The sequence below is a fragment of the Bdellovibrio sp. genome, assembly GCF_036384735.1.
In the GTDB taxonomy this organism is placed as follows: domain Bacteria; phylum Bdellovibrionota; class Bdellovibrionia; order Bdellovibrionales; family Bdellovibrionaceae; genus Bdellovibrio.
The window spans coordinates 39,886-50,854 of sequence record NZ_DASVLT010000063.1 but is presented as its reverse complement, the minus strand read 5'-3'; the positions used below and the strand labels follow the sequence as shown (position 1 = coordinate 50,854).

9 protein-coding genes and 2 pseudogenes are annotated in these 10,969 nt (G+C 43.4%); 8 read left to right on the top strand and 3 right to left on the bottom strand.

What is annotated here, in order from left to right; translation table 11 throughout:
* Nucleotides 1-1,565 (bottom strand): sensor histidine kinase (locus VF412_RS18490; protein WP_331340753.1); only part of this gene is annotated, 1,565 nt, incomplete at its 3' end.
* 423 nt (nt 1,566-1,988) lie between these two features.
* On the opposite strand from VF412_RS18490, the pseudogene VF412_RS20110 reads away from it, so the two are divergent.
* Nucleotides 1,989-2,522, top strand: a pseudogene (locus tag VF412_RS20110) (MCP four helix bundle domain-containing protein); the annotation flags it as partial.
* Nucleotides 2,523-2,573: 51 nt separating this feature from the next.
* Nucleotides 2,574-3,443 (top strand): annotated as a pseudogene (locus VF412_RS20105) (methyl-accepting chemotaxis protein); the annotation flags it as partial.
* On the opposite strand, the gene dtd reads toward VF412_RS20105, so the two are convergent.
* A complete protein-coding gene (dtd, locus tag VF412_RS18480) occupies nt 3,440-3,877 on the bottom strand; it encodes a D-aminoacyl-tRNA deacylase (protein WP_331340751.1) in 438 nt (145 codons plus the stop codon). The pseudogene VF412_RS20105 and the gene dtd sit on opposite strands and share 4 nt — an antisense overlap.
* Nucleotides 3,878-3,900: 23 nt before the next feature.
* On the bottom strand, nt 3,901-4,551 hold the full coding sequence (locus VF412_RS18475) for a hypothetical protein (protein WP_331340750.1): 651 nt from the start codon (nt 4,549-4,551) through the stop codon (nt 3,901-3,903).
* Nucleotides 4,552-4,814: 263 nt separating this feature from the next.
* Between VF412_RS18475 and VF412_RS18470 the strand changes: the two genes are divergently transcribed.
* The 6 genes from VF412_RS18470 to VF412_RS18445 all read left to right on the top strand — a co-directional run bounded on the left by VF412_RS18470 (nt 4,815) and on the right by VF412_RS18445 (nt 10,960).
* Entirely contained in the window at nt 4,815-5,867 is a 1,053-nt protein-coding gene (locus VF412_RS18470) for a hypothetical protein (protein ID WP_331340749.1), read from the top strand.
* 211 nt (nt 5,868-6,078) lie between these two features.
* The gene (locus VF412_RS18465) at nt 6,079-6,744 is read left to right on the top strand and encodes a MotA/TolQ/ExbB proton channel family protein (protein ID WP_331340748.1); all 666 of its coding nucleotides are present in this window, start codon (nt 6,079-6,081) and stop codon (nt 6,742-6,744) included.
* 16 nt (nt 6,745-6,760) lie between these two features.
* On the top strand, nt 6,761-7,222 hold the full coding sequence (locus VF412_RS18460) for a biopolymer transporter ExbD (RefSeq protein WP_331340747.1): 462 nt from the start codon (nt 6,761-6,763) through the stop codon (nt 7,220-7,222).
* A 5-nt stretch (nt 7,223-7,227) separates the two neighbouring features.
* A complete protein-coding gene (locus VF412_RS18455) occupies nt 7,228-7,719 on the top strand; it encodes a biopolymer transporter ExbD (RefSeq protein WP_331340746.1) in 492 nt (163 codons plus the stop codon).
* A complete protein-coding gene (locus VF412_RS18450) occupies nt 7,719-10,682 on the top strand; it encodes a hypothetical protein (protein WP_331340745.1) in 2,964 nt (987 codons plus the stop codon). The genes VF412_RS18455 and VF412_RS18450 overlap by 1 nt, the downstream gene beginning before the upstream one ends.
* Nucleotides 10,679-10,960, top strand: coding sequence for a hypothetical protein (locus tag VF412_RS18445; protein WP_331340744.1), 282 nt, complete (start codon nt 10,679-10,681; stop codon nt 10,958-10,960). Before VF412_RS18450 ends, VF412_RS18445 begins: the two co-directional genes overlap by 4 nt.
* The last annotated feature ends 9 nt before the right edge of the window (nt 10,961-10,969 follow it).

Below are 10,969 nucleotides of genomic sequence, written 5' to 3'. Positions count from 1 at the left end.
AAACCTGTGCCACCGAATTTTCTTGATGGACTTCTATCCACTTGCTCGAAACGTTCAAAAATTCGCTGCTGGTTCTTTTCAGAAATTCCTATGCCAGAATCACGGATTTGAATTTTATAATAAGAATATTTTGCGTCTTCTTTTTCTTGAGATACAAAAATATCTATCGCCCCGTGGTGAGTGAACTTGATCGCATTTCCAATTAAATTTAAAAGGACTTGTCTTAAACGACGAGGATCACCAATAACCACAAGCTGGCTTGGTGACGTGTCATAGACGTGAAGATTTAAAGATTTTAAATTAGCCTCAGGACGCATCAAATTGACTGTCTGTTCGATTACTTGTGAAACCAAGAATGGTTCTGAATCAAGTTCAATTTGATTTGTATGTATTTTGGAATAATCTAAAACATCATTAATTACAGCCAACAAACTTTCTGCAGAGGATTTGATCAAGCTGGCATATCGTCTTTGATCCGCATTAAGTGGCGTTTCCAAAAGAAGGTCTGTCACACCTAATACTCCATGCATCGGAGTTCTGATTTCATGGCTCATTGCTGCCATGAATTGCGACTTCGCCTCGTTGGACCTCCGAGCAGAAATTTCCGCGGCTTTGACCTCATTTAAATTTTCTGACAAGCTTTGTGCGCGCTCTTGATGAATTTTATAACGCAAGCCTAAAATTGCCGAAAGCATTGCCAACAACAGTCCCCCGGCCAATATTTTATATTCCAAAGAGTAAGCTAATGCGAAGGCTGAATCGGTGTCACGCTCGACGGTCACAATCCATCCAAGATCTTCAAATCCCGCCTGTTGATTGCCTTGAGTTTTCGCAACTCCGACCAAAACTTTCGAACTCCTGTCGATATAATATCCTTGCGCTGACAATACCTTAGAAAAATCCGGAGCAGTCTGTTCCTTATTTCCGATCAACACCTTCCCGTCTTTGGAAAATATTGTCAGTCTGAATGATTGGTCCTCTGAAGGAGGCATCAGTTCTTGCGAAATGCTTTCGGCCCAATGCCAACTGAGGTGCCCCACTAGGACGCCAACAAATTTGCCGTCATAATAAACAGGTGCCGCACAGTCGATAAAGCGAAGAGGTTCCTTCTCAGATCCACCTAAAACCTTATTTAGCAAAACGGCATCATGCACATCAACAAGTGTCGGTTGAGACCGCCCCCGCTGAAACCACGGTCTTTGCGAAACATCAGCGCCCAATAATATATTGCGACTGCTAACCAACACCTGCCCGCGAGCGTCAGCAATTCCAATCCAAGCAAACTCGGGAAAGGACTCAGACAGTTTCTCTAAAACTTCGCGCTTTGAGGACAAAGAATATTTGGGATTGGCTATAGCGTCTAGGCTTGCCAAGGTTTTTATCTCGCCAAATCGAGCATTGATGCCTTGATCTAATTTTCCAGCAAACTGATTGGCAATCTCAGAGAGAAAATACCCCTGATCGCGCTCGAATTGAGAGCGAACAGCGTGACCAATAAAATAGGCCAATAACAACGTTCCGAAGAAAATCACTGAAGCAAGAAGCAACGAAGTTTTACGTTTCATGATACTAACATTTTTTTCAACCCTATTTACCTTTGTCAAAATTTAAATCATAAGATTAACTATTGAGAAGCCCTCTTTGAAATTTGATGCTCATGCTTTCTCCACCGGGGAGTAATTTTTTATTTCAACACAGATCCGAGTGGTGAAAGCGTTCCATGTTAAAAATCGATAAGAACTTTTAAAAAGTATCTTTTCTGGGGAAACACTCGGTCTTATTTACATCCTAACGAGTTTCATCCTTTGCCTCTCGACTCTTGTTCATTAAAAATCTCAATTCGCTTCAAGAGTTCTTGAATTCTGAACTCTTCAAAATGTGAGTCGAAGCATTCACAAATGGTTATGAGGAAAAAATTAAACATGGCAAGATTAAGTCAAAATTAACTTATCCCGAATGAGTATACATCTCACGCAAAAGGATCGTATATGAATTCCAAAAGTCTTAATTTTAAAATCAGCTCGATCATTGCAACTTTGGCCTGCGGCAGTTTATCAATAGTTGCGATTGGTCTCTTTAAGATGAGCGAGATCAAAACTTCATTAAATAATATCGTCGGCTCAACAGCCGTCCGGGTTTCTTTAGCTAAAGAAATTCGGGCTCTCTTCTATGTACAAATGTTGAATGAGCGAAATTTTGTTCTTGAAGAAACCACTGAAGGCATGGCGAAGATCGAGGCTCTCATGTCAAAGCGACACGACGAGATTCACAAGCGATTGTCACAATACTCAGCAATCGCAACAGAAGAGGGACGACGCAATCTTCATGAGTTTACAGAAACCTATGCCGCCTGGTGGGAAGTCTCGAAACGAGTTCGTGAACTATCCCTAAAACACGATGACAAAGCGGCCTTTGCCCTAGCCTCGAAAGAGGGCGGCCCTCTTAAAAAGAAAGCGGAAGACATTATTATTTCCATTACGGATCGCAATGAAAAATGGATGTCTGATGCCGTTGAGCAAACGAATGAACAATATCATCTGGCCTTAATGATCATGATTGCGGTAAGTGCGTTAAGTATTCTTATAGGTGTTACGGTGGGTGCACTTGTTCTCCGCAAGCTTTCAAAGACGATCAATATGATTATTTCGAATTTAAACGACAACTCAAACCAAGTTTCACAGGCAGCTCAACAAATCGCATCGGCATCTGTTGAGCTATCAGAAGCTACAACAGAGCAGGCCTCCTCTTTAGAGGAAACAGTAGCAACTTTGGAAGAGTTGACATCCATGGTTCAGGTCAACGCTAATAATACTGCGCAGGCGGCGAAACTGTCTCAAGAAGCCAATCAAACAGCATGTCGTGGCCAAGCTAGCATGGCCAGTCTTTTAAATTCCATGGTGGAGGTCTCTGCTGATACAAAGCGCATTGAGGAAATCATTGGTATAATCGATGGTATCGCCTTCCAAACAAACCTTCTTGCTTTGAATGCGGCCGTTGAAGCCGCTCGCGCCGGAGAGCAAGGTAAAGGTTTCGCCGTTGTTGCGGAGGCCGTTCGAAATCTTGCGCAAAAAAGTGGAGAAGCCGCAAAGGATATCAGTTCTTTGATCAAAGCCAGCGTTGAAAAAATCGGGCACAGTCATGAGCAAGCGAACCAGAACGGCGAAGTCTTGGAAGAAATTCTTTCAGCGATCAAAAAAATGGAAGAGCTCAACAAAGAAATTGCCGCTGCCAGCGAAGAGCAGTCCAACGGTCTTTCACAAATTAATAAAGCTATGAATCAGCTTGACCAAACAACTCAAGTCAATGCCGCTTCTTCAGAAGAGGCAGCAGCCAGCGCCGAAGAACTTTCAGCCCAAGCTGATACATTGAATCGTGCCGTAGAAACTTTGACAGTCACAGTTCACGGAACCATCGCCCCTCGCGCCATGGAACAGGTGGCCTAAAGTTCAATAATTAAAGTAACCGGTCCGTCATTCAGAAGATCGATCTTCATGTCGGCGCCAAAAACTCCTCCGTATGTTTTAATCCCTTGGGATCGACTGATTTCAAGGGATTTTTCATAAAGGGCTTTTGCCAATTCCGGACTCTCTGCGCCGATAAAACTAGGACGATTTCCTTTGGAGGCATCGCCAAGCAAAGTGAATTGAGAAACAATCAAATGCTCCCCACCCACATCTTTCAATGACAAATTCATCTTTCCTTCGACATCAGGAAAAATTCGTAATGCGTTGATCTTCTGAATTATTTTTTGCAATTGTTCTTCGGAGTCACCCTTCGCGACCCCGAGTAATGTCAGAAATCCGAGACCTATAGATGAAATCAACCGACCCTCAACAGTCACGGAAGCTCTCTGCACTCTTTGTACTACGGCTTTCAAGCAAAACTCCTCAAATAATGATCTTAGAGTTTGATCTCCCAAGCATTGCGGCCCCATTGTGGACTATCATCTTCACCATTGCACATTTGCATGTCATAGTATGTCGTATAGCCAACACGGATCTTTTTATGCTTTGCCATTTCAGGAAGCAGATTGACCGGCCATCTGAATGTAACCGTATTGCCAACCACAGAGACCTTTACGTCGTTAGTGCTGTACATGCCTTCATCACGAGAGCAATCGCGCTCGAAACAATTCTGAATGGCAATGCGCTCTTCAGGACGGCTGCCGTTTTCATCACGATAAACATTTACGGAATAAAAAATACGATAGTTCGCAAACATGTCAGGCCAAGCCGCAGAGTCAGGTAAATACGGCGTATAACCTTTGTTGGAATCATGAGTGATGTCGAGCCAGAAATAATACTCTTTGTAGCCGTCTGTTTTTTTGATTTCTTTTGTTACTTCCATTTGCACAACATACTCATCGCCTTCGCGTTTGAAATCTGTGCTCTTTAAATCAGTCTCTAGATCCTGGCACCAGGCTACGGGTTTGTTATCAACGTCACCAACGGGATCTGAATGTTTATTTGGCGATGTCACGGTTCCCGCCGCCAAAGCAACCTGAGACAACAACATTGAAGACGCAAACAGATACATCAAAGTTTTCTTCATATTAAATTCCTTATTGGTGATGACTTCTTCTTTTCAAGAATCTGTCCACCATCTACCGCGTATAACTGATTTTTAACGCTCTTTGACTGACTAGGTTTTTGACAGCTAACTGTGAATTGTCCCAATGAAATTTCCAATTCCCAGTCTTAGAATTGAGTATTTACTCTATTTATTTTGATTTGATTTTTATTGACTAATATTCGCGTTCGCAAGTTTTATGGGTTCGTTCTTAAAGTAATCACTTTATTTTTTCGGGGGATTGAATGAAGAAAACAAAGCTTCTTCTTGCGGCACTTGCAGTTTGGGGAGCAACTCATACTCAGCTGGCAAACGCGGCGGAAGAAACAACGACAAAGGCCGGAACTACCACCGCGGCACCGACAGATGCTACGGGCGTGACGACAACAACGGCTCCTAAGCCGCCAAGTTACTTCCTCACTTATAGCTACTACAAATACGATCTCCAAGGCACTAACGCCGCAGATACGCGCATCTACAAATTTGATGCTTCGACTGTAGATCTTCACATGGTGACAGCGACTTGGTTGTATTCACCAAAATGGACTTTGTTCGCATTCGTTCCTTATATCAAGAACATGGTTGAGACAATTTACGAGCCCACTCCAGCAGGTGCGAACGTCAAAACTCGCGATTACACAGAAGGATTGGGCGACATTCGCTTGATGGGTATGACTCCTCTTGTAGCTGATGGCACGAACTTGCTTTTAGCTGATATCAGCGTGACGTTGCCAACTGGAAGCGTGAATGAATACTTTACGTCTGTTCCAAGCCAAAGAGCCGCATACAACATGCAGTTGGGCTCAGGAACTCCGGATCTTATTCTTGGTACAACTTATTCTTACACCGTCTCAAAACTAGAAAACTCTGCTCGTGCGCAAGCCACTGTTCGTGGCGGTCGCAATGAAAATGGTTGGGCTCTGGGCAATGAACTCGTTTTAGGTGTTGGAAGTCGCTATCACTTCACAAAATATTTTGAAGCAGGTGTTGCTGGTAACTACAAAGCCCGTGATGCAGTTCAAGGGCGCGACGATAAGTATGAGCTTCACAATAACTATGGCAGTGCCTCTGATCCAAGTTTCGACCCAGCGATCCACGGTGACGGTCATCAGTACTATCATGCTCCGCAGATCAACTGGGATACAGAAATTGTTGCGAAGGTAACAAGCCCTTCATTCTATGGCGTGAACGCCGCTCTCGAAGGGGGAGTTTCATTCTACCGCGATGCCATCAATAAAGATGATATTCGTCTTGATATGCCTTATTGGGCTTCAGCTTCGGTCACAGGAAGTTTCTAGTTTTTAAGATAAAAACTCCGGCCCCGCGCCGGAGTTTCTTTTTCTATATTTTCCATCATCACTGCATATTTTTTTAGAGTGACGCCCTAAATTGTCACCCCTGCTAATTTTCTTCACACATTACATGTTCTAAGCGTTTCAGATCGATATAGCCAGTGGCATTGGCGTTGCTTTTACAGGATTCCGGAAATCTTTAATGGAGGATTTTAATATGGAATTCTTGTTTTCACTAGGTCGCGCCTTCACTTCTTCAGATGCTCTTTGGATGTGGGCGATTTTAGCAGCTCAAATCGTTTCCGTGGCGATCATCTTAGAAAGATCCCACGCACTATTTGTGTCTCGCAAAACAAATCAAAAAGAATTGTCTAAATTGATCGCGGAAGACATCCGTGCAGGTCAATTGGATAAAGCTCTTCGTCGTTCATTGCAAATGAGCGCGAAAGAACCTCTCGGAACAGTGGCTTCTGCAGGTATCCAGGCTGCTATCGATCTTGGCGGCAAAGAAGAGATTCAATTGAAAATGGACGAAATCCTCTTAGAGGAAAACACACGCGTGGAAAAACGTATTGGTTTCCTTGCGATGTTCGCCAACGTTGCGACATTGATGGGTCTTTTGGGTACGATCACAGGTCTTATCCACTCTTTCGCTGGTATCGCGAACGCAAATCCAGTTGAAAAAGCAACGATCCTTTCTAAAGGTATCTCTCTTGCGATGAATACAACAGCATACGGTTTGATCGTGGCAGTGCCTGCTTTGATCATGTACGCGGTTCTTCAAAATCGTGCGTCTCGTTTGACGGATGATTTGAATAAAGCAGCTTTGAACTTGTTCATTCAATTGGGCTTTCACTACGAGCCCGTGACTGACAAGAAATAATTAAAGGACGGATTTTATGAGCGGATCCAGCAACAGCAACGATAAGTTGAACTTTGAAATCAACATTTTGCCGATCTTGGACATTTTGTCTGTATTGATCTGCTTCTTGTTGCTTACAGCCGTATGGATTCAGATCGGAACTTTGGATACGAAACAAGCTATCGGCGACAACTCCACTGCAGGAGCAAAAAATCCTCCATCGCTATGGGTGACTTTGAATGCTGATGGTTCGGTAGAGCTTTCCGTGCGTGACCTTCCGAAGCTACAAACTTCTGAAACACGTTTGGCCCGTTCAGGCAAAAGCGTGAACTGGGATGCTCTGCAAGCAAAACTTGCGGATCTTAAAGCCAAGTATCCAGACTTGAAAACAGGCATTGTTCGTCCAGGGGCTCAAAGCTCTTACGGCGATGTGATTAAGATCATGGATCAATTGAAAGAAAATCAATTTGAAGGAGTGGGCTTGTCCCCTCTGGGATAATAGTTATGAAAACATCATCGTTCTTGCAAACAAACAACAAGCGCTCTCCACTTCAAGAAACACAAGTCTTGGGTGCGGGCGCGAAGAAGAAGAGTCCGATGCGTCGTGAAATGGCGATTGCATTGCCTTTGACTTCATTGATTGATGCCTTCTCCATCATCGTGATCTATTTGTTGATCGGTACGCAAAACAGCGGCATCGAGGCGAACATTCCATCGCAATTGTCGCTGCCACAAGCGTCCCACAGCCAAGGCGTTGAAAAAGAGACAGCCATCCTTCGTATTGAAAAAGGCAACTACTTCTTGAACGACAAACAAGTTCAAGGATCGCAACTCAGCGACAAGTTGGCCGAACTTAAAAAGCAATCTACGGAACAAAACGTAGAATTGATGGTTCAAGCAGACACAGAGATGAAATATGCCGATCTCGATCCTTTGCTTAAAGCAGGGTCTCAAGCTGGCATTGAAAAACTCAAATTTGCGGTTGTACCTAAATAATGAAAACACATAAGCACCTTCTATTTTTAAATGTAGTCGTTGCCGGTGTTCTTTTCACCCACACGGTCCGTGCGGAGAAAATGAACAACGACACACAAGATCTAGTCATTAAGAAAATGGACCGTGTGCTGGACCTTATGGATCATAAAGATCCATCATGGATTCCAACGCAACAGCGTCTTGCAGACACGCTCGCGGAAAGAGCCCGCACGCGTTTTATGCAAGAAGTTGAAGCGAACTGCGACAATTGCAAAGGATCTAAAGACGATCGTCAACGCGCTATCAAGATTTACGAAAATCTTTTGAGCGAAGTAAAGTTGAACGAGCATGGTCCGATCCTTTTCCAATTGGCGCACTTGTACGAAATGGCGGGACAACCTGACCAGTCCATCGTACTTTTCGAACGCATCATTAAAGAAGCTAAAGCAAAATCCATCGATGCAGGGATCGTTTCGAGATCTCATGCCTCTTTGGGTGATTTGCTTTTCCAAAAAGGCAAATTCAAAGAAGCTAAAGAGCACTACACAATCGCTCTTAAAGATAAAAACTTAGAGAATCGCGCGCTAGCGATCTACAACATGGCTTGGTGTGATTTCAATACTGATCACTTAAAGTCTGCAATTGCGACTCTTGAAGGTCTTTTGAAAGATCCTTCTCAAATCACTAAAGACACTGAAACTGGCAGCAACTATGACCCTGTTTTCCACACAGACATCGTGAGAGACCTGGGCACATTCTATGCCCGTCAAAATATTACGACGAAAGAAATTGCCTCTTACGAGAAGCTTTCTCCACAAGCAAAACGCAAAGAATTGCTTTTGAACTTTGCCCAAGAAGCTGACCGCGTTGGTCAAAAACAAGCCGCTCACCAAATCTTGAATCGCTACATGGATCAACCAGATTTGAATAAGCAAGAGCGCTTGGATGCTTTCGTTCGTTTGGCTCAAGTGAACTATGACCGCGGTGAAACAAGCCAATCAACAAAGGACTTCGCTAAAGCTGCCGAAGCTTATAAAAACACAAATTGTGATGACGCTTCGAAGTGCCAAGAACTTCAAAAAACGATGAAACGTTATGTAACGGAATTACATCGTTCTAAAAAAGTTAAACCTGACCAGGACTTGTTAGATGCGTATGTGATCTACGCAAAGACATTCCCTGAGGATAAAGAAATGATCCAACGTGGTTCTCAAGTCGCTATGGATTTGGGTAATTATCCGTTGGCTGTAGAACTTTATAAAACGATCAGTGACAGTCGCTCTTTCTCTAACAAAGAAAGAAACGAAGCATTGTTGAATGAAGTGGCCGCTGCTGAAAAATCTCAAAACACTTCTTTGCAAAACGCGGCTTACGGTCACTATTTGAAAAATGCGACGAAAGACGACAAGTACTATGAAGTTCGTTATCAACAAGCTTACTTGCTTTACACACAGAAAAATCTAAAAGATGCTTCAAAAGCATTTGACGATTTGGCTCGTGAAAAAGGTGCTAAGACAGATCTTCGCAAAAAATCAGCGGATCTCGCTTTGGATAGTTTGGCGCAAATGATGCAAGATGGTGCAATCCAGGAACTTGCTTGGGATTACGCAGAGATTTTCCCGGCGAACCAATCTGAATACGCTGGTATTGCACGTAAAGCCTTGATGAATCAAGTGGCTGAAGTAGCAAATAATCCGAAATCATCAAAGTCGGACCTTAAATCCGTCATGAAAACAGTTTTGAAAACAAAACTGGACGGAGCAAAATCAGACGAACGTATTTTGATTTATACGAACTTAAGCATCATCGCGAAGAAACTGGGCGAAGATGAAGTTTATGCTAAAGCTTTATATGCTTTGATCAATATTCCAGAAACTCCATCTGCTAAGAAGGAACAATATCTTGAGCAGTTGACCGGTTACTACGAGCACAAACTTGATTTCGCAAACGCTTATAAAACAGCTTTGAAAATGCACAACTCAAAAGTACCTGCCAAAGAAATGGCTTTCCGCCTGGGTACTTTAGCTGACTTGGCTGGAATGCCCGCAGAAAAACACTACAAAGATGCTTTGTCTTTGGGTTTGACTGGCGATCGCGCTTTAGTTGTTCGTTCACGCTTAGTTCTTCTTTCAAGCAATCCTACGAAGGAATTGAAAGTTCAATCTGGCGAGCTTCGTCGTAAGCCTTCATTGTTGAATGAAACAACATTGCTTGTTTACGCAAAAACAGGAAGCAAAGCTGGTTTGCAATCTATCCTTGAGATGAAAGAGATGCGCAAACAATCTGCCACTCAATTCATTAATAAGCAGGATTTCTATGTGAAATTGGCCTCTGTTAAAGAGCAGATTTCTAAAGCAAAAATGAATGACGATAACGACAAAGCCCTTGGTAAATCGATCACTCAACGTATGAAATTGCTGAAGAAGGCTGATGATACTTTGGCTGAATCACTTCGCACACATGATATCGCAGCTCAGTTAGTGGCCTTGAATATCGTTGCCGAGGAAAATACACGTTTTGTGAAGGATTTGTCTGGCACGGATATGCCAAAAGGTCTTACAGCTGCCCAACAACGTCAATATGTCGACGCTTTGAAGGCTCGCTCTAAACCGTTCCTGTTGAAGGCAAAAACAGCCCAACAAAAGATGCAAGACCTGTGGAACAACTCACCAGCGTTGGCTCAGCTTGCCAAAGACTACAAAGGCGCAAGACCTGAAATTCAAAAGCTTTTATCTCGTGAAATGGTCATGATCGATGACCTTCCAGGCAGAGGTAAGATGAAATCCGCAATCGCTGACGCTCTTCACTCTTCCACATTGTCTAACAGAGACCTAGCAGCGGCCCGCCAAACGGTCTCTGAAAACCCAGATAATGTGAAAGATCTCGAAAACTTGAAAATGGTAGAGACAAAAATTGGTCATCCTCTTATGCCGTCATACTTGGAAGCCCGTTTAAATCAAATCCAGAGAGGAACTAGCCTATGAAAACAGCACTTCTTCTGGCCTCCCTTTTGCTAATTGGGAATAGCAGCTTCGGAGCTAGCAAGGCCGAGACAACAGACACTGATTCAGTGAAAAAAGTCTCAAGCACGAAGCCAAAACTCGGCACCTCCTTCAAGTTCGATGGTTCCGCCTTACGAGGTAAGTACCAAAGTTCCTTGAGCACGAAGGCCGCCGTAGAGAACGACAAATTGTTAGAAGATCTTCTTGGTGGAAGAACGCAGTTCGCGGACAGAATCCAAGACGATCAACAAAGAAACTAGGAATTGGAC

Bases quoted from the DNA above. Each gene is read 5' to 3' on its own strand.
- VF412_RS18475 (WP_331340750.1), bottom strand. From the start codon at position 4,551: ATGAAGAAAACTTTGATGTATCTGTTTGCGTCTTCAATGTTGTTGTCT.
- VF412_RS18470 (WP_331340749.1), top strand. From the start codon at position 4,815: ATGAAGAAAACAAAGCTTCTTCTTGCGGCACTTGCAGTTTGGGGAGCA.
- VF412_RS18465 (WP_331340748.1), top strand. From the start codon at position 6,079: ATGGAATTCTTGTTTTCACTAGGTCGCGCCTTCACTTCTTCAGATGCT.
- VF412_RS18460 (WP_331340747.1), top strand. From the start codon at position 6,761: ATGAGCGGATCCAGCAACAGCAACGATAAGTTGAACTTTGAAATCAAC.
- VF412_RS18455 (WP_331340746.1), top strand. From the start codon at position 7,228: ATGAAAACATCATCGTTCTTGCAAACAAACAACAAGCGCTCTCCACTT.
- VF412_RS18450 (WP_331340745.1), top strand. From the start codon at position 7,719: ATGAAAACACATAAGCACCTTCTATTTTTAAATGTAGTCGTTGCCGGT.
- VF412_RS18445 (WP_331340744.1), top strand. From the start codon at position 10,679: ATGAAAACAGCACTTCTTCTGGCCTCCCTTTTGCTAATTGGGAATAGC.